The sequence below is a fragment of the Psychrobacter faecalis genome, from assembly GCF_016107575.1.
GTDB lineage: Bacteria > Pseudomonadota > Gammaproteobacteria > Pseudomonadales > Moraxellaceae > Psychrobacter > Psychrobacter faecalis.
The window spans coordinates 1-19871 of the sequence record NZ_JABAST010000048.1 but is presented as its reverse complement, the minus strand read 5'-3'; the positions used below and the strand labels follow the sequence as shown (position 1 = coordinate 19871).

Here is a 19871-nt window from a genome sequence, read left to right as displayed (position 1 = left end):
CTGATCCCTTCCCGAACTCAGAAGTGAAACATCATCGCGCCAATGGTAGTGTGGCCCCGGCCATGTGAGAGTAGGTCATCGTCAGCTCTCTATTCTAAGAAGAGTCATCCTTAACTGGGTGGCTCTTTTTTTTATCTTTTAATCCTATTCATTACCATGTGACCTACGCAGCCAATCCTATTTAAAGGATTGGCTCTTGCGCTGCCTTGAGGAGGATTAAGCGAAACACTGTTGCGCCCGACGCAAGACAAGAGTTGTGCTCGCAGTTAGCAGTGCTTTGCCTTAACGGCGCTCAGGTCATCGTCAGCTCTATATTCCCTAAAAAGCCCCCCAACAATTAAGTTGGGGGGCTTTTTTTGTCTAGATTTGGCATTTATCCTTAAACTTTATATTTCTAGTTCATTAATGCTATATTGGTAGAGTTTCGATAATGGATTAGTTTTAAATTTAAATTAAACAATAGTTACTCTTCAAAGGATAATAAATGGACAAATTGAAAAGGTATGAACTAATTAATCAGCTGCTGATTCTAGAGAAATTATATCCAGATGAAGCTGACTATCACGCTAAAAACAGAAAAGCATTAGAGTATGGATTTGAACTACAGTACTCTTGGTTGACTGAGAATTTAAGCGAAGGTTTAACTACTGAAGAGTGCAAGGAGGTTTTAGATATTTTAGATATGTATCGATCTATTACTTTCTCATGGCTCAATAACAACTCAGGAGCGGAAATTCCTAACAACATTAAGTTTAAAGGGTTTGATGGCAATAATGAATCGGCATTAAGAAATTATGTTCAGTATTTTGTTATAGACTTAGAAAGGTTTGAAGAACTAAAGTATGGTCAGTCATTCCCACGATTTAATAGTCATACTAGAATGCTCGAACAGTATCGCAGACAGTTAAAAGTATGGCGGAATTTTGATTTTGATCTTACAACAGAACAGATAGCCTCGATATTGGAAGCTTGAGATGAGCGAAATAGTTAATTGGATTGGTTCGGTTTGCTCTATTTTAGGTGCAATCTATGCATTAAGACAGGCAAATATCGCTAAGAAAGCTGCAAATTTGGCGCAATCAATAAAGCATCAGCTTATTAGTCATCGTAAAACTTCAGAGCTATCAGAGCTTCAGGCATTACTAAACGCAGCGCAAAAAGCATTCAATAAGTATGGTTCATCTAATCCTAAAGGATTAGCTGGTATATCTCATAATTTAGACGCAGAGGTAGTATTAGATTTTATACATAAACTAAAATCATTTAGAGATTATTTTTCAGATCATTCAACTAATGTCGCAGATGAGACTTATAATGAGATATATTTGGAGTTAATTGAGTTTAGGAAAGCATCTTCTGGAAAGAAAATATCAGAGCATGGTTCGAATATATTAAATATTGTTGTTGGCTTTTCACCCAATTTGAAGCGAGAATTAACTGATCAAAAGGAGAGTGTCGTTGAGTAAATAATAATAGAGTAGATAGGTCTGAATTTTTAGTTAGTTGCATTTTTTCGTAGCTATAACTATAACATCTGATTAGATTGAGGTTAAACTAAAATAGGGTTATACAAATGATTCAAAAATTATCCGATAGGTTTGATCAATTATTCAGGGAAATTGAAGAAATTGAAGCAACGCACGGAAAACAAAATAGTCAGCTTTTTGGAACTGTTGATGTCATAGATAATGATAAAACTCTAACTTGGAAGGTCAAAACCAAAAACTTACTTGTTTCTACGTGTGGCAAAGATTCGCAACATTATGAAGCATTTATAGAAGCAGAAAAAATAATTAGTTATCAAACTAATTGGGACGCATTTAAAAGGATGAAGTCTGTATTTATAGCAGCAATGGATGACTATAAAAATGGTTATTTAACCTCAATAAAAAATTTGATACAGGCAGATGTTTTTGATAGTGAGCTAGAACAAGCCCAAGAACTGCTATCAAATGGCTATAGTTTAGCAGCGGCAGTTATTGCTGGAGTCGTGTTAGAAACAACACTTCGTGATTTATGTTATCAAAATGGTTTAGCTATAGGTAAATTAGATAAAATGAATTCAGATCTTGCGAAAGCAGGTATTTATAACAAGCTTCAACAGAAGAGAATTACTGCTTTAGCAGATATAAGAAATAGTGCTGCACATGGAAAGCCTGAAGAATTTTCTGATAATGATGTAACCATGATGATTAGAGATATTGAACAGTTTTTAGCTATTTATTTAGATTGATTGATAATGCTTATTTCTTTGCTGGTAATTTAGTGAAGTGTTATATTCTAATGGAATTGTATGCTTAAATCTTTCACAGTAAATGATATCGAAGAGCTCAAACAACTTGAGCAAGAACTATACGAATCAATGGATAAAACTTTGTCGCAGATTAGCTCTGAGATTACCTCAAATTCTTCACAAACGCTCTTTTCAAAAATGAAGTTTGGCGGTATAGGTTTTGATCCTTTAAACTCTAATCGTGCACTCAATATAATCGAGCAGATTAACCAGTCTTTTACCTATCTAGCATCATTCTATGCATTGGAAATTTTATTTACTGAACACCCAGAACTAACTCCATTTAGACTTAATCTTGGAACTGCTCCAGGTTCAGATATTGAATCTGAATGTGGTGAACTAGCTGCTGAAGTTTTTGCTGCAGTAGCTCCAACAAGCAATCAGAAGATCAAGAAAGACATAGATAAAGTACTGAAAACTAATGCTAGGTTAAAGTTTGTATTTTTCATGTGCCCTAATTTTGAATTAGGTCGGCAACCTCAGCTTGAGAAAGATGATGTGGTTGTATGGGCATTGAAGGGTGCAATAAATTATAACTATTAAACAGAACTATGAAAGAGAAAACTATGACTACCTCAAAAGTAACCTATCAAGGCGACCTACGCACCACAGCCATTCACTTGCAATCAAACAATGAAATTATTACTGATGCGCCAGTGGATAATCAGGGTAAAGGTGAAGCATTTTCACCGACTGATTTATTGGCAACTAGTTTAGCAAGTTGTATGCTGACAATCATTGGTATTAAAGCGCGTGACATGGAAATCGACATTGCAGGTACTACCGCTGAGGTGACTAAGATAATGGCTGCTGAGCCAAGACGTGTCAGTGAAATACATGTCGAGATCACTTTTAATCAAGAGTTAGACGATAAAACGCAAAAAATACTTTACAACACTGCGCTTACTTGTCCGGTTGCGAAAAGCATTCATCCTGATATCATTCAAAGAGTGACTATTAATACCAAAAACTAGTAACCTCTATAAAGGTGATTGAAATGGCTAGCAAAACCTTACTTATCGTCGTGCATGCGCCATCACCGAATACCAAAAAGCTAGCGCAAGCAGCCTACGATGGTGCCAATCACACCGATATAGATATCAACGTCATACTCAAATCTCCTCAAGATACGCAGCCTGAAGATGTGTTAGCTGCGGATGCGTTATTATTAGGCACGACTGAGAACTTGGCATATATGGCGGGGCTGACCAAAGACTTTTTTGATCGCTGTTATTATCCGGTGTTAGAGAAGAAGCAGGGTATGCCGTTTGCACTATATGTTCGCGCAGGTCATGATGGCACGGGTACCAAGCTTGCTATAAAAACCATTACCACTGGATTGCGTTGGGAATGGATTCAAGAAGCGCTGATTTTACAAGGTGATTGGCAAGAGGTATTTACTGAGCAAGTCGAAGAGTTGGCGATGACACTGGCAGCTGGGGTAGAAGCGGGCATTTATTAATAAGGTGTTTTTATGGTTAAGGATAACTTAGGTAATATAATTTCTAATCTACCATTTTCTCAAGCTTGCGAAAATAATAAGCAGCCAATACTAGAAGTCTTACAGCAAGAGTTAAAAAATTCGCATCATGTCTTAGAAGTGGGTTCAGGAACGGGGCAGCATAGTGTCTATTTTGCGCCACGTTTGACGCATTTACACTGGCAGACCAGTGATGTGTACGCCAATCACGCCATTATCAATGCTTGGCATGCTGCGTATCCTGCCCCGAACTTATATGCGCCGCTAAGCTTTGACGTAGCATCTGATTCAATACCGATAAATAAGACTATCAATGCGCCTTACGATGCGGTATTTACCGCCAATACTCTGCATATTATGTCTTGGTCGCTGGTTACTCGATTATTTGAAACGGTTGGTGATATGCTACCTTTAGAGGGTAAGCTCATTATTTATGGGCCCTTTAACGAAAATGGCCGTTATAGCAGTGAAAGTAATCGTCAATTTGACTACAGTCTTCGGCAGCGTGATAGCAACAGCGGCATTCGTGCTTTAGAAGACATCACAGCAGTGGCAGAAAAACAGCATTTATTGCTAATAAATCGCTATAAAATGCCCGCCAATAATGAGATATTGGTTTTTCAGAAGAGCGCTGACATGCCGTAATATTTTAAAAGTATATTTTAAAAACTCACTCCTATCTTCTAAGTCATTCTAATCATATTTATCCGCTAAACCCTTAAAAATCTTTTTATAGCGTTTAACCCTTCATACATAGCTGCTCATCAGCTTTTTCTGTCTTTATTCTCATCATGATTTCACTATAAAAGCGTGTTTGCAAACAGACGTGATTTGGCTGATGCGTAACCAAAAATCAACACGCTTAACGATATATGTGACATACCTAGGGCAGATTTTGAGTAATATAATTGATGAGCTTATCGATGCTGTCATGACTTAATGTTTAACAGCATTCTCATCTATCAAGAAACAATCGCACTGAACACAGAAAATTAAACGACATGTGAAGTCAAAGCTATCTCTAAGGATATAAAACTGTGTTGGTGTTTATTTGGTGGGCTACCTGTAGTCCATTTTACTCATTAGCTAGGATGTTTTATGAAGAAGAATATTGATCATACCGACCCCGCTAAAAATATGAATACCGAACGTGGTAATGGCGGCGAAACGCATCAGCGTGCTGATGGTGATACAAGAGCGATGACCACCCAGCAAGGTGTTGTCATTTCTGACAATCAAAACTCGCTTAGAGCCAATACTCGTGGCCCCACGTTATTAGAAGATTTTGTTTTACGCGAAAAAATTACGCATTTTGACCATGAGCGTATTCCTGAGCGTGTGGTGCATGCGCGTGGTAGTGCCGCCCATGGTTATTTTGAGCTGACCGAATCATTAGAAGAGTATACGACAGCGAAAATTCTTACCGAAACGGGTAAGCAGACGCCTTTGTTTACCCGTTTTTCTACCGTAGCGGGTAATAAGGGCTCAAAAGATACGCCGCGTGATGTGCGCGGTTTTGCGGTGAAGATTTATACCGAAGAGGGTAACTGGGATATCGTCGGTAATAATATGCCGATTTTCTTTATTCAAGATGCGATGAAATTCCCTGATTTGGTACACGCGGTGAAACCAGAACCAGATCGCGGCTTTCCGCAGGCGGCCTCTGCTCATGATACCTTTTGGGATTTTGTCTCGCTTAGCCCTGAAACCATGCACAATGTCATTTGGCTGATGAGTGACCGCGCGCTACCGCGTAGCTTTGGTATGATGGAAGGCTTTGGTATTCACAGTTATCGTTTTATTAATAAAGATGGCAAGAGCACCTTTGTACGTTTCCATTGGAAACCAGTCCTTGGGGTACAATCGCTGATTTGGGATGAAGCAGTCAAAATCTCGGGCGCCGATCCTGATTATAATCGCCGTGATTTATTTGAAGCGATTAATAATGGCGATTATCCAGAGTGGGAGTTCGGTGTTCAGTTATTTACTGAAGAAGAAGCCAATGAGTTCCCATTTGATCACTTAGACGCGACCAAACTGATTCCAGAAGAATTGGTACCCGTGCGCATCGTAGGTAAAATGGTACTCAATCGCTATCCAGATAACTTCTTCTCTGAGACTGAGGAAGTGGCTTTCTGCCCATCGCATTTGCCACCGGGCATCGACTTTAGTAACGACCCATTATTGCAAGGCCGCTTATTTAGCTATCTAGATACGCAGCTGTCGCGTTTGGGATCACCAAACTTTGCGCAGATTCCGATTAATGCGCCAAAATGTCCGTTTGCAAACAATCAGCAAGACGGTCATATGCAAATGCAAATACCGAAAACTCGTACTCTGTATGATCCACAAAGTTTAGATCCTGAGCGCCCACGTGAAAGCGTAAAAAAAGGCTTTGAGTCGTTCCACGAGCAGCTAGATGATGGCATTAAAGGTCGCGTGCGCGCTGAAAGCTTTGCGGACCATTATAGTCAACCGCGTATGTTTTACCGTAGCCAGACGCCAGCTGAGCAAGCTCATATCGCTTCTGCTTATGCGTTTGAGCTTGGCAAAGTAGATACCCCGCATGTACGAACACGAATGCTTGGTCATTTAGTGAACATTGACGAAGACTTGGCAAATCGTGTGGCAACGGCATTAGGAATGAAACTACCAGAAGCAATAGAACCAGCAGCGCCAGTACAAGATTTGCCAACCTCTGAGCCATTACAAACCATTGGTCGTACGCCAAAGAGTTTAAAAGCACGTATGATTGGGATTTTAGTCGCAGAAGGCTCAAAGCATAGTGAGATTAAGAAATTTGAAGAGGCGGCTATGGCAGAGGGCGCGCGCGTTAAGATTGTGGCACCAAATAAAGAAGTCACTTTAGATGATGGCACTATCATACAAGCCGATGAGCGTGTCTCTGGTGGTCCGTCAGTCATGTTTGATGCCGTGGTTAGTATCATTATGCCAGATCAAGCGAAGAAGCTGGCTAAAGACAGCGCAACGTTGGATTGGTTCAATGATGCTTATGTGCACTGCAAAGCGATTGCTTATTGCGGCGCGACCGATGAGTTTATCTTAAGCAAACTACCCGTTGAAAAAGATGCGTTTGTGACGCCACTCGCTGAGATTGATAGCTTTATTGAAAATGCCAAATCACGTTTGTGGGAGCGTGAGCCAAAGGTACGCGACTTGGCTTAATTGACATTTAGCTTATTAACTCCCTCTTGTAATAATAAAAAACTCAGCCGCTGCGCTGGGTTTTTTATTGGGTAACGTTTTAAATATCCTATCAATACGTTATCAGCGATTTATCTCTAGTCACAAGCGTTCACTCAAAGACATTTATTTTAGGATAGCGAGCGTTATACTAAAGGACAAGCTTTCATCGTATTAGCAATAAAGTGAATAAATAATTCGTTAATGAAACATAGGAATGACAAGAAAAGCGGTCAAGGAAGATAAATGAGTTTATGTCAAATTGTACGTTTGGATGGCTATATTCAAAGTAGCTATCTGGCGGTTTATCCAGATAAGTTAATGCTATTGGACGGCGGTTGTCGCCCTGATGTGGCGCTGGTGTTGGGTTATATTAAAGATACGCTAAAGCGTCCTATTACTGATTTAAAAGTAGTGGTCGTTACTCATATGCATCCAGATCATGCCGGCGGCGCGCAAAAGCTTAGAAAAGCGACTGGTTGCTTGATTGTCTCTGCTGCTAGAGAAACGCAGTGGTATAGCGGCATCGGCGGGCAAGTCATGCATTTGATTGATTTGGGTTTAGCTCATTATGTGGCCAAGCGTCAAGGACGTCCTTTTAAAAGGCTCTGGTATCCTGCGTATCTGCAACCTGATTTGACCGTTAGTGATGGCGATACCGTACCGCATTTTGATGATTGGCAGGTATTTGAGACGCCAGGGCATACAGATCGTGATTTGTCTTTATTTCATCTGCCAAGTCGTGAGGTCTATACCGCCGATTTAATCATCAAGCTGCACCATAAGTTTGTCGCGCCATTTCCTATTTATGATCCCAAAGTTTATATCAAGTCGCTACAAAAGGTAAAAGACTTACAACCGTCTAATGTCATGATGGCGCATGGTTATGAGTTGGGTATCGATGCTGCAACTTTTGACAGTCTAATTGCGCAAGCACCTAAGCATCGGCGCACCATCAAAGATACCATTAAACATAAATTGCTTTGGCGCCAAGATGATGGCTTTAGCCTCCGTAAGCGTAAACGTTGAAAGCTAAAAACGTTTACGCTATAAACTAAAGCTTCACCAAAATAAAAAGCGCATAAAAAAAGCCCGATCATTAAATGACTGGGCTTTTCTAAATATGGTGGGCCGACCGCGACTCGAACGCGGGACCAATTGATTAAAAGTCAACTGCTCTACCAACTGAGCTATCGGCCCTGAAGAGTGTAAAAAAAAGCACTGCTTTTTTAGCTCTGCAAGATAAATTTCCTTAAAGGGAAATTTATTAAAACTAGACATCAAAAACAATGTCTTTAAACTTATTACGCTACTACCAGATAGGGTAGCATACATAATAAGCATCATACTAAATATGGTGGGCCGACCGCGACTCGAACGCGGGACCAATTGATTAAAAGTCAACTGCTCTACCAACTGAGCTATCGGCCCTGAAGAGTGTATAAAAAAAGCATTGCTTTTTTAGCTCTGCAAGAGAATCTTACTTATTAGGTAAAATTCTTAAAGCTTAATTTCTTTATTTATGGATTAACCAATAACAAAAGAGGCAATAAGCTTGTTTACCCGTTTAGATTATTTGTATCTCTAAACGTGAGAGCACATTATATATATAATTATGACAATTACAACCCCGAATGTTAAAAAAAGTGCAAATCTGTGTAAATTAATCCTATTTTTTTAAATTTAAGCGTTAATTGACTTTTAGAGACCTTAGGATTTTATAATAATTACGTTTTGAGAGCCATTTTCACCCTCGTTTTTTAACGCTACCCGTTAACTTTAATCATAAAATTATTCTAATCTCTAGATAGTGCTTCTACGGGATCTAATTTGGCAGCGTTACGAGCGGGCAAAAAGCCGAAAACAACCCCAATCAGCGTCGAGCAAATAAAGGCGGCAATAATAGATGTTGGTGAATAAATGACTTGGAAGCTGTCACCACCAACACGATTGATGATTTCACCGATGGCAAACGCCAGCCCAATCCCCAATAGTCCGCCTAAAATACAGACCAAAACGGCTTCAATGAGAAACTGCTGCATGATATCGCTTTGACGCGCTCCAACGGCCATACGTACGCCAATCTCATTGGTGCGCTCGGTCACTGATACCAGCATGATGTTCATGACGCCAATACCGCCGACGATTAGCGAGATAATAGCGATAGAAGATATCAGCAAGGTCATTGTTGCGGTGGTCGCTTCAATGGTTTGGCGAATCGAGTCTGAGTTACGGATGCGAAAATCATCGGTGCCATGCCGACCTATCATAAGCTCAGAGATAGCAGCTTCAGCGGCGGCAGAGGAGATATTGTTATCAATCAGCGCGACAAAGCTTTCAATATAAGCGCTGCCTATCAGCCGCGACATCATGGTAGTGTAGGGCATATAGAGCGTAGGCGAATCAACGCTACGACGAAAGCCGCCATCGTTTGGCTCTAAGACGCCAATAACGCGCCCAGGAACGCTGCCTATGAGTAAGACTTCGCCAATCGGATTGGCATTGTCGGGGAAAAAGGTTTTATTGGCATTATCATCGATAATAATATCTTGGGTACGGCGTAAGATACTTTGTTCATCGAAACCTTGACCTAGAGCTAACTTTTCACCGCTGACATCAAGATAGTCTTTACCAACGCCGCTAATGCTAGCAGCTTCTTGGATATTACGATAGCGGACGTTCATATTGCTATTGAGCTGCGGGCTGACACTGACCACATACGGCTGGTCAGCGACCGCTTGAGCGTCTTGCGGGGTTAGATTGTCATCGTTGTACTGCCGTCTAGGGTCGCCGTAGGGGTAGCCATCAGTGACGGTGATGGTATTGGTACCTAAAGAGCTGATATTGGACAATATCTGCTCTTGTGAGCCCTTACCAAGACCGACGACTGATACCACCGACGCAATACCAATGATAATTCCTAACATCGTCAATAAGGTGCGCATTTTATGGGCGCGCATGGCAAGCAAGGACATTTTAAACGCTTCAAATAAGCGGTCGATAAAGCTGCTAAACGCGCTTTTACGGTGCTTATCTATGACAGCTGCTGGCTGTGGTTCTGCATGCTGATAATCGTCGTTTTTATAGTCGGCAATGATATAGCCGTCTTTGATTTCAATGACACGCTCAGCTTGAGCGGCAAGGCTAGGGTCGTGGGTGACCATGATGATGGTATGACCTTGGGCATTTAAATCTTTGAGGATTTGGACGACATCTTCGCCCGATTTACTATCAAGCGCACCCGTTGGCTCATCGGCTAAGATGATATCGCCGCCATTCATTAGTGCCCTTGCGATAGAGACACGCTGCTGCTGACCGCCCGATAGCTGACTTGGTCGATTATTTACCTTGTCGCCGAGTCCTAAGTCTGACAATAGCTTTTCGGCGCGCTCGCTGCGAACTTGTCCATCCATCCCTGCATAGACTGCGGGTACCGAAACGTTATCGCGGGCGTTGATATCACCCAATAGATGATAGCGCTGAAAAATAAAACCGAAGTGCTCACGGCGTAGTTTTGCCAGCTCATCGGCATCTAAGCGGCTGACCGATTGACCAAATATTTTATAGTCGCCCGCCGTTGCTTGATCTAAGCAGCCCAAGATATTCATCAAGGTGGATTTGCCTGAGCCCGATTGGCCAATGATAGCGACCATCTCACCTTGGTTGATGGTCAAATTGATATCATGTAAGACGCGAATGGTCTGCTCACCAGCTGGAAACTCTCTAATCAAGCCTTTGACTTCCATCAAAGGCTTGCCAGTGGCATTAAGCGTCAGGTCTTGATTACTCATTTGCTATCCTGCTTATCTCAAATCTTAAGTCATTATCAAAGCCAAAGTTGATGTACTGCTGGCGTCGATTTATTTAAATATTCTTAGCAAACTTTAAATACTAGAAGGGTCGACCGCCTCTGCTACCTTTACCGCCTTTGCCTTTATCAGCACCTTCTTCGCTTAATATGACTTCATCACCTTCTTTTAGACCGCTTAATATTTCCGCATTAACTCGGTTATTGATACCGACTTTGACCGTTTGCTCAACGACTTCACCATCGGCTTTAAGGACACGTACCATCGCCATGGTTGCACCAGAGTCATTATCTGGGCGAGAGTTATTATCACCACTTGCGGCAGTATTAGCAGTAGCTGCGCCCTTTTTAGCATTGCCAGACTTGCGAGATTTACCGGCAGGCTGCAGGGCAGCAGAAGGAATAAGTAGCGCGTCTTTTGCTTGGTTGATGACGATATAAACTTGCGCGGTCATATCGATACGAAAGCGGCGCTCGGTATTAGGGACTTCAATATAACCGACATAGTAGATGGCGGCATCGGTCGAGCTGGTGTCGCTGATTTTCTCAGGAGCGGGTTCGATGGCTTTGAGGGTCGCGTCGTATTTTTGGTCGGGATTACCGATGATATTAAAATAAACGGGCAAGCCTGCTTTGACGTTAATGACGTCGGCTTCAGAGATTTGCGCATTGATACGCACAGTTGATAAATCCGCTAAGGTCACAATGGTTGGCGCAGTTTGATTGGCGTTGACCGTCGTCCCTTGCTCAGTGGTCACCGATACCACTGTCCCCGACATCGGCGCGCGAATGGTGGTATAGCTTAAATCTTCCTGCGCAGTGCTAACGTTGGTTTGAGATTTACGTAATGCTGCCTGTTGGCTGTTGATATTGGCCTCAGTTGTTGCAATCGCTGCTTTTGCGGTATCGATAGCAGCGCGGGCATTGGCGACTGATGCTTGTGCGGTGGCAACTTTGGTCGCTTGCGTATCGTAATCTTGCTGTGATATGGCATCGATAGCCAGTAAACCTTGCAAGCGTGAGAAATCTGCTTGTGCTTGCTTTAATTCAGCTTGACGGCTGGCAAGATCCGCTTGCGCACTTTTTAGACTCGCTTGACGGCTTAGCGACTCGGCACGCGCGCTTTGTAACGCCGCTTCACTTTGCTCGAGGCTCGCTTGCTCATTACTTAAATTATTCTTTTGCGTCACCTGATCAATCTGCGCAATTAAATCGCCTTTTTTGACTTCATCGCCGACGTCGACAAACAGCCGCGTCACTTCACCAGATACCTGCGCACCCACATCGACGGTATTTAACGCCTTTACTTTACCCGATGCCATGACGTTATTTTCGATATCGCCAATCTCAGCGGTCGCCGTTAGATAGTTGGGTGTGGTGTCTTTTGGTTTAAAGGTTTTGTAGGCTAAAGCCCCTAAAGCTACGATGACAAGGGCAATGACGCCCCATTTAATAGCAGACTTTTTGCTCATTTTGCGCATGACAACAATCCAATCACAGTTAAATCAAGTGTAGCTATAGTAGAGGCTTGGCGACCAAAAGGGAATGGCAATTAGTTTGCGAAACGTTAAGAGGAAGAATTGTAACGGTAATAACTATTAAATTTTAAACAAAAAAACAACCCTACATAGAGGGTTAAATAAGAAAAAATGATGAGTTGTTTAGTAATAAATGCTTTAGATGATGACGCGGGACAGGAAGACGTTTTTTTGCTTGCTTGCCTGATAGTCTAATGGGCTTTAAACAGACGTTGCCCTGATAGCTCAAGCGCTGCTTGTAATAATAACTCCCACGCTGGCTGGCGCACCAAACCCTTAATCGCTTGGTCACATTTATAAAGCAATGCTGGCCAAGTGGCTGTTTGAGATTTTGAGTGGCGGCGGCACGCTTGCTGATATAGGCCTTGTTTGCTACGCCAAATGCCAAGTGCTTGCGGGTCTTGTCCATCCATTAGTTGTATAATCTGGCGCATGTCTTTACTAATTGCCCATAAAACCAAAGTGGTTGGTTCATCAGTGGCTTTAAGTTGAAAGATAATTTTGGCAACTTGGGCGCTATTGCCAGCAAGCATGGCATCGGATAAATCGAACACACTAAACTGCGCATCACTGACCAATGCCGCTTGTAAATCATTAATATCTAATGCCACGTTTGTCAGAGGCTGGCTAGAAGGGTTTTCATGACTAGTATTTTTACTATCAACCTCTGCCATCAATTGCGGCGCAAATAAATACGATAGCCGCCACAAGGTTTGATAGGCACTAAGCAGATGATGTTCGGTATGTGACATCAAGAGTTGCCAAGCTTCTTGCGATAAGGTTAAGCCAAACTGCTGGGCTTGTATCTGCAATAACTGCTGGCGCTGCTGCTCGTTATACAAATTGCAATCGATAATATGACCATATTGCGCAAACGGTGCAAACCATTTGCTGGTCTGCGCGCGTTTGTCTTGCTTTGGTGTGAGCCATAACAAGCTATGGCTATGCGCCCCTGTCTGCGCATCGATGGCAAAACGTTCAAGCTCGGCAATAACGGCTTTATCAGGTTTATGGTTGCCTGTTACGATAAGCGCACTTGCATCATCGAATAAAGACTGACTGACAAGCTCTGACAACACTTCTTGCCAACTCTTCACTGATACCAGCTCGATACGCTTAATAGCGTAATTCTGTGCGCGCCAATGCGGACGCAGCGCATCGATAAGCCATTGACTGAGTAACGGCTCATCACCGTGCGCCAACCACAAGCCCGCTACTGCAACGGAAGGCTGTAGCAGTTTTGGATAAGCTTGTATAAAGGTATCTTGCATAGAGAGAATGACACAAGGTTATGAATAGGTGATTAAAGCTGGTTATATTTAAACGCTTTAAACAGAAAAGCGTTTAAATATAGGCAGTTTTAATAAGGATGTTTTTAAAAATTAATTTTAAAAATAAAAAACTAACATTAAGATTTTGGTGCTATCACGGCAGTAGATACTGAGCCTTTACCATTTTGCATAGCGGGTTTGCTACTGTTAGGAGCAATCTTAGGCAGCGCAATCGCCACATATTGGTCAGTAATTCGGCGTGCTAAACTATCGTAAAGCCAATCACGAATTTGGTCGCCTTGCTGATCATCGGTACTTACCGATGCTTCGTTATACTGGTAGCTACGCTCAACTTGGATAGGGTTGGTCAGTGTCACAGGTTTGCCATTCTCGATGCTTTGATAGCTAACATCAGCTGACATTACCAAGCGAATCTCTGTTAAGACGCCAACTAACTCGTAACGCTTAAAGCGGACATTGTTCACGGTGATTGCCGCGATAGGTTCAGCGCCCGCTTTTCGGTTATTGTTAGCCACATCTGCTAAGGTCATATTATCAATAACTTCGACCCCTAACGCTTTTAAGCGACTGACGAGGGGCAGTTTTAATGGAAATGAGGTGCGATTGTCTTCGATAATCACCGCGGTTTTGTTGACGTCAAACAACATTGGCGCATCATAGCCGCGTAGCTGAAAGCCGCAACCACTAAGACTAGCACCTGCGCCCAAAACTGCAAACATTGGCAAAGCTGTCAGTAGCATCGTTGCCAGTTTTTGCGCGCTTGATTTATAAGTCATGGTGCTTTGTCCGTCTGATTTTGTTTGCTGTGCCTGCAAAGCTCGGTGCTGATACGACATAATCGCTATCCTTATTTTGATAAGAAGACCCAAGAAAGAGAGTTTGAAAACGCCATGATTGAAGTCGCAGCGTTTAAAAACTTAATCCTTAAAAGGTCTAGCCTGCCACCACGATATTAACCAGTTTATTCGGTACGACGATTTCTTTTTTAATCTCGCCTGTAAGGAATTTTGCCACGCCTTCAAGCGCTTTTGCTTGCGCTTTTAGCTGCTCAGGATCGCTATTAGGTGCGACATCCATTTTACCGCGCATTTTACCGTTCACCTGCACCACCATTGTAATCATATCTTGCACGAGAGCGCTTGTATCGACTTCTGGATAGCCTAGAGTAACGGTATCCATACCTAATTGCTCAAGCACATGCTCACCGATGTGCGGCGCGTATACCGAGAGGATAATCAATAAATCAATCAAAGCTTCATGCTGTACTTGCAAGTCTTGCTCGCCGTTTGCTTTAAAGTTAGCAAGCTCATTGGCAAGCTCCATTAAGCTAGAAACTGGCGTATTAAGTGCCAAGCGTTTACCCAAATCACTATCAATCTTGCCAATGGTTTCATGGGTTTTACGGCGTAGGGCTTTGGCTTCTTTGCTTAAGCTATCGGTATTGAGTGCTGCATTATTAAGCTGCTCAAGGGTTAAATTGGCATCAGAAAGCGCTTGCATGTGCTCGGTCGCAATGCGCCAAACTTTTTTAACAAAGTTATAAGGGCCTTTTAGCGCATCATCTGACCATTCAAGGGTTTGGTCGGCAGGCGCAGTAAATAGCGTATATAAACGAACGGTATCCGCGCCATATTTATCAATGGTAAGTTGTGGGTCGACGCCGTTGTTTTTTGACTTCGACATTTTTTCGATTTTACCAATCGTCACTGGCTGACCGTCAGATTTCAAAGTCGCTTTAATCGGCTGACCGCGTTCGTTATAGTCGATATCGATGTCTTCGGTGAAGTAATAAGTGGTACTGCCATCGGCATTGACGCGGTAGAAAGTACCAGCAAGTACCATACCTTGGGTCATCAGATTGGCAAATGGCTCATCGCCTGATACCAAGTTTTCATCGCGCATGAGCTTATGGAAGAATCGCGCATAAAGCAAATGCATAACCGCATGCTCGACACCGCCGATATATTGGTCGACCGGCAACCATTTATTGGCCGCAGATTTGTTGACCATGTTGGTTGTATCGTGCGGACTGGCGAAGCGCGCGTAGTACCAGCTTGATTCGACAAAGGTGTCAAAGGTATCGGTTTCGCGCTCAGCAGGATTACCACATTTAGGACAAGTGGTATTGACAAATTCTGGGATATTTTTTAGCGGATTACCGCGACCGTCAGGGACGACGTCAGTTGGCAAGACCACTGGCAAATCTTGCTCTTCAACCGGCACCGTACCGCAATGCTCACAGTTGACCATTGGGATAGGGCAGCCCCAATAGCGCTGGCGAGAAACACCCCAATCGCGTAGACGGTATTGGATTTTTTTCTTGGCAAGCTTTTGTGGCTCAAGCTTCGCTAGCATGGCTTCAAACGCTTGCTTGAAGTCCATGCCGTCAAATTCGCCTGAATTGACTAAGGTATTGCGCTCGGTATAAGCGCGGTTACTTTGCGTATTATTGGCTTTGGCATCGGCTTCTACTTGATCTAAAAAGCCAGCAGGAATGTCAATCACTTGCTTAATTGGCAAATTATATTTGGTGGCAAACTCATAATCGCGCTCATCATGAGCAGGAACCGCCATCACCGCACCCGAGCCATAGCTCATCAGTACATAGTTGGCAACCCATACTGGCACTTCTTCGCCAGTCAGTGGATGAGTGACGGTCAGACCAGTATCCATGCCAATTTTTTCAGCTTTAGCCAAATCTGCTTCAGCAACTGAGCCTTTTTTACACAGCGCATTAAACTGGGCAATCGCCTCATCTTGTTCAGCAGCATATTGTGCCAATGGATGCTCGGCCGCAACGGCGACATAGGTGACGCCCATCAAGGTATCAGGACGCGTCGTGAACACATCTAAGGTATTGGTTTCGCCTGCCAGCTCATAAGGGAAATGGACTTCCATACCGGCACTACGACCAATCCAATTGCGCTGCATGGTCAGTACTTCAGATGGCCAGTGACCTTCTAGTTGATCTAAATCATCAAGCAGCTCATCGGCATAATCGGTGATGTTAAAGTAATACATCGGGATATCGCGCTTTTCGACCATTGCGCCACTACGCCAGCCTTTACCATCAATGACTTGCTCGTTGGCTAAGACGGTATTGTCGACCGGATCCCAGTTAACGGTGGCAAGCTTTTTATAAACCAAGCCTTTTTTGTATAATTGCAAAAATAACCACTGCTCCCACTGATAATACTCAGGGCTACAAGTAGCAAATTCGCGTGACCAATCAATCGATAAGCCAAGTAATTTAAGCTGTGCGCGCATGCTATCAATATTGGCAAATGTCCATTTGGCAGGCGGCGTCTGATTGGCAATTGCCGCGTTTTCTGCTGGCAGACCAAAACCATCCCAACCCATTGGCTGCATGACCTCATAGCCTTTTAGGCGATAATAACGGCTTAGCACATCAGAGATGGTATAGTTACGCACGTGACCCATATGCAGCTTACCGCTTGGGTAAGGGAACATCGACAGCATATAGCGACTTGGCTTGTCACTTGGCTCGTTGCTGACTTCAAAACGCTTGTCAGTTGCCCATTTGGCTTGCTGCGCGGCTTCAATAAGTTGCGGCTGATACTGGGCGTTATCGATAGAAGTATTATTGGTATGGGTAGTATTAGCAGTTTCTGCTGTCACGGCGTTGCTCATAGTTGGCTCGGAATAGGTTATTACAGATAAATTGGGTAAAATTTTACAATGCCATAGCATAGCGTAATTTGGCAAAAATTGCGACGATATGATAGAGCGTTTACTCACTGTAAAGGTGATAAATCTGCAAAGTGAATGCGCTTATGATTGTTTTTGTCGTCATAAACCAAATGCTCATCACTGTTAGGTATAATAATCAAAATAATGATCATTGATTTGGAGTTTTTATGACCATCACTATTTACGGTATCAAATCTTGTAGCACTATGAAAAAAGCCTTTACCAAACTTGATGAGCTAGGCGTTAACTACGATTTTCATGACTATAAAAAACAAGGCATTGATAAAGATACAATACAGCGTTGGGTCAACGAGCTAGGCATCGATAAAGTGCTCAATAAGCGCGGTACCACATGGCGCAAGCTAGAAGACGCTCAAAAGCAAGCGGCCGATAGCGATGTGGATAACGCCATTGATTTGCTTATAGAAAATACCAGTATGATTAAGCGTCCAATAGTTGAAGGTCAGCTGGTAGATAAAAATAATGGTCAGCCGTTACTATTATGTGGTTTTAATGAAGCTGAGTTTGATAAAATTTTTTCGTAAAGGAAGCTTTTTACCAAGTGCAAAAGCCCGAACTTAAATGTTAAGCTCGGGCTTTTGTATACTAAAAATTACCACAGCTCACTAGCTCATTGATGAATCTAAATCACGGCTAATCAAGGTGCCGACGCCTTCGTTGGTAAAAATCTCGAGCAGCGTGGCATGTGGCACACGACCATCGACAATAACCGCGCTTCTTACGCCGCTACGTACTGCGTCAAGCGCGCATTGAATCTTAGGAATCATACCACCTGAGATAATACCATCTTCAATAAGACCATCGACTTTCTTTGGGGTGAGTCCAGTGACCACTTCGCCATCACGGCCCAACACGCCTTTAATGTTGGTCAGTAGCATCAGCTTTTCTGCTTGCAAGAATTCTGCGACTTTACCAGCGACCAAATCGGCATTGATATTATAAGTATTGCCCTCAGAATCGACCCCAAGCGGCGCGATAACAGGGATAAAATCAGAGGCAATCAGCATATTAATCACGTCTTTATTAACGCTGACCACATCACCGACGAAGCCCAAATCAACGGGTGCCGCTACACCATCTGCGCCAATTTTTTCCATCATTAGTTTTTTGGCTAGGATTAAATTGGCGTCTTTACCCGTCAGACCAATCGCGCGCCCACCATGCTTGTTGATTAGGCTGACGATAGATTTGTTGACGCCGCCGCCGAGTACCATCTCGACGATATCCATGGTGCTTTTGTCAGTGACGCGCATACCGTCGATGCGATCAGATTGACGACCGAGCTCTTTTAACAAATTATCGACTTGTGGACCGCCGCCGTGCACGACCACAGGATGCATACCAACGGTTTTTAATAACACGATATCACGGGCAAACGAGCTTTCAAGCGCAGGGTCGGTCATGGCATTGCCGCCGTATTTGACGACGATGAGCTTATCAACAAAGCGTTGAATATAAGGCAGCGCCGTGGTTAATACTTCTGCGGTAATTTTGGCTTCATCCAAATTAAGCGTCATGACAAGCTCCTAAAAGACAGGGTTAAGCGGTGGATTGATTGAGAGTTTTTGTTTCTCTTTGGCGTTCTCTAATAAGGCGTTTTCTAGTAAAGTTAAGGTTAAATAATACCTATCTAAAAGCGAAAGAGGACTCCACCCGACATTAGGGTGGAGGTGAATTTCGCCTAGTGTTTATTATATTTTTATACAAATTAACCCCACTCTCAACTTGTTTTTCTAAGGTATTGGTTTACTTAGTTTTTAAAATTTCAGTTAAAACAATTAGAATTTTAAATTCTATAAAAATCAAAAGCCTACGATAAGTTGAGATTGGCGTACAAATTAGCTACTGTATGAAATCTAAATAATCTTTAGAATTTATATTCTATCAAACAAAATTAGTTGCGGTAATGAAAATCAACAAAGCGTATAAATTTAGGCTTGAGCCTAATGCAGAGCAACAGATTATTCTAAATAATCTTGTCGGCTCTGCACGCTTTGTTTGGAATCAAATGCTAGCGATCTCATTTGAGATGTTTGCCAAAAATGAATTTATTAATGCCACCAACTTGGTTAATAAAATCATGGATCTAAAGAACAATCCTGATTTTGACTTCTTAAGAACCCATGCCAACGCCGTATCTTTACAACAAAAAGTACGTGATCTCGCCTCTGCTTGGTCACGATTTTTCGACCCTAAAGTTCATGCCAGGCTCAAAGAAAATAAAAAGAAACCTCGTAAACCCAAGTTTTTTAAACTGGCTAATGGAATGGAGATACCACTTCGTCCACTAATGCCACGCTTTAAGCGCAAATCCGATGGCTGTGACTCAATTCGCTTGGTTCAATTTGATAAGTATTGCCGTGTTGAGGGTAATCGCGTCAAACTACCTAATGGCGTGGGCTTTGTGAAATTTAGAAAATCACAAGACATCATCGGCACCATTAAAAACATCACTATTAGCAAGAAATCAGGGCACTGGTACGTGTCTTTTGGGTGTGAGCGAGCACTGGATCAAAACCCAATT

Annotated in this window: 17 protein-coding genes, 2 tRNA genes and 1 rRNA gene; 12 read left to right on the top strand and 8 right to left on the bottom strand. The window is 42.7% G+C overall.

What is annotated here, in order from left to right:
* The 10 genes from rrf to JFC07_RS11820 form a co-directional block, all read left to right on the top strand.
* Window positions 1-87 (top strand): 5S ribosomal RNA (gene rrf, locus JFC07_RS13400); the annotation flags it as partial.
* Between the two features lie 397 nt (window positions 88-484).
* Entirely contained in the window at window positions 485-973 is a 489-nt protein-coding gene (locus tag JFC07_RS11860) for a YfbU family protein (RefSeq protein ID WP_201539206.1), read from the top strand.
* Between the two features lies 1 nt (window position 974).
* Window positions 975-1466, top strand: a complete 492-nt coding sequence (locus JFC07_RS11855; protein WP_198329105.1) for a hypothetical protein — start codon at window positions 975-977, stop codon at window positions 1464-1466.
* Window positions 1467-1573: 107 nt separating this feature from the next.
* Window positions 1574-2233 carry a DUF4145 domain-containing protein gene (locus tag JFC07_RS11850; protein WP_198329104.1) on the top strand — a complete coding sequence of 220 codons (660 nt, stop codon included), beginning with the start codon at window positions 1574-1576 and terminating at the stop codon, window positions 2231-2233.
* Window positions 2234-2293: 60 nt separating this feature from the next.
* Entirely contained in the window at window positions 2294-2836 is a 543-nt protein-coding gene (locus JFC07_RS11845; protein ID WP_198329103.1) for a hypothetical protein, read from the top strand.
* A gap of 23 nt (window positions 2837-2859) precedes the next feature.
* Window positions 2860-3267, top strand: coding sequence for an OsmC family protein (locus JFC07_RS11840; protein ID WP_198329102.1), 408 nt, complete (start codon window positions 2860-2862; stop codon window positions 3265-3267).
* A gap of 23 nt (window positions 3268-3290) precedes the next feature.
* Window positions 3291-3755 carry a flavodoxin family protein gene (locus tag JFC07_RS11835; RefSeq protein WP_198329101.1) on the top strand — a complete coding sequence of 155 codons (465 nt, stop codon included), beginning with the start codon at window positions 3291-3293 and terminating at the stop codon, window positions 3753-3755.
* A 12-nt stretch (window positions 3756-3767) separates the two neighbouring features.
* The gene (locus JFC07_RS11830) at window positions 3768-4418 is read left to right on the top strand and encodes a DUF938 domain-containing protein (protein ID WP_198329100.1); all 651 of its coding nucleotides are present in this window, start codon (window positions 3768-3770) and stop codon (window positions 4416-4418) included.
* Between the two features lie 453 nt (window positions 4419-4871).
* Window positions 4872-6959 (top strand): catalase, encoded by a 2088-nt coding sequence (locus JFC07_RS11825; RefSeq protein ID WP_198329099.1) that lies wholly within the window; start codon window positions 4872-4874, stop codon window positions 6957-6959.
* A gap of 264 nt (window positions 6960-7223) precedes the next feature.
* Window positions 7224-8006 (top strand): MBL fold metallo-hydrolase, encoded by a 783-nt coding sequence (locus JFC07_RS11820; RefSeq protein WP_198329098.1) that lies wholly within the window; start codon window positions 7224-7226, stop codon window positions 8004-8006.
* Between the two features lie 95 nt (window positions 8007-8101).
* Here the strand turns inward: JFC07_RS11820 and JFC07_RS11815 are convergent.
* From JFC07_RS11815 to leuS, 7 genes are all read right to left on the bottom strand, one after another.
* A tRNA-Lys gene (locus JFC07_RS11815) sits at window positions 8102-8177 on the bottom strand.
* A gap of 155 nt (window positions 8178-8332) precedes the next feature.
* Window positions 8333-8408, bottom strand: a tRNA-Lys gene (locus JFC07_RS11810).
* 365 nt (window positions 8409-8773) lie between these two features.
* On the bottom strand, window positions 8774-10768 hold the full coding sequence (locus JFC07_RS11805) for a MacB family efflux pump subunit (protein WP_198329097.1): 1995 nt from the start codon (window positions 10766-10768) through the stop codon (window positions 8774-8776).
* 100 nt (window positions 10769-10868) lie between these two features.
* Window positions 10869-12266 (bottom strand): permuted SH3 domain-containing protein, encoded by a 1398-nt coding sequence (locus JFC07_RS11800; protein WP_198329096.1) that lies wholly within the window; start codon window positions 12264-12266, stop codon window positions 10869-10871.
* Between the two features lie 248 nt (window positions 12267-12514).
* The gene (locus JFC07_RS11795; protein ID WP_198329095.1) at window positions 12515-13594 is read right to left on the bottom strand and encodes a DNA polymerase III subunit delta; all 1080 of its coding nucleotides are present in this window, start codon (window positions 13592-13594) and stop codon (window positions 12515-12517) included.
* 137 nt (window positions 13595-13731) lie between these two features.
* Window positions 13732-14451 carry an LPS-assembly lipoprotein LptE gene (locus JFC07_RS11790; protein ID WP_227678277.1) on the bottom strand — a complete coding sequence of 240 codons (720 nt, stop codon included), beginning with the start codon at window positions 14449-14451 and terminating at the stop codon, window positions 13732-13734.
* Between the two features lie 97 nt (window positions 14452-14548).
* Window positions 14549-17266 (bottom strand): leucine--tRNA ligase, encoded by a 2718-nt coding sequence (gene leuS / locus JFC07_RS11785; protein WP_390625430.1) that lies wholly within the window; start codon window positions 17264-17266, stop codon window positions 14549-14551.
* Window positions 17267-17493: 227 nt separating this feature from the next.
* Here leuS and JFC07_RS11780 point away from each other — a divergent pair, with 227 nt between their 5' ends.
* Window positions 17494-17871, top strand: coding sequence for an arsenate reductase (locus JFC07_RS11780; protein ID WP_198329094.1), 378 nt, complete (start codon window positions 17494-17496; stop codon window positions 17869-17871).
* 81 nt (window positions 17872-17952) lie between these two features.
* Here JFC07_RS11780 and argB read toward each other — a convergent pair whose 3' ends face one another.
* Entirely contained in the window at window positions 17953-18864 is a 912-nt protein-coding gene (argB, locus tag JFC07_RS11775; RefSeq protein WP_198329093.1) for an acetylglutamate kinase, read from the bottom strand.
* 389 nt (window positions 18865-19253) lie between these two features.
* Between argB and JFC07_RS11770 the strand changes: the two genes are divergently transcribed.
* Window positions 19254-19871: RNA-guided endonuclease InsQ/TnpB family protein (locus tag JFC07_RS11770; protein ID WP_198329092.1), on the top strand; the 618-nt coding region annotated here is incomplete at its 3' end.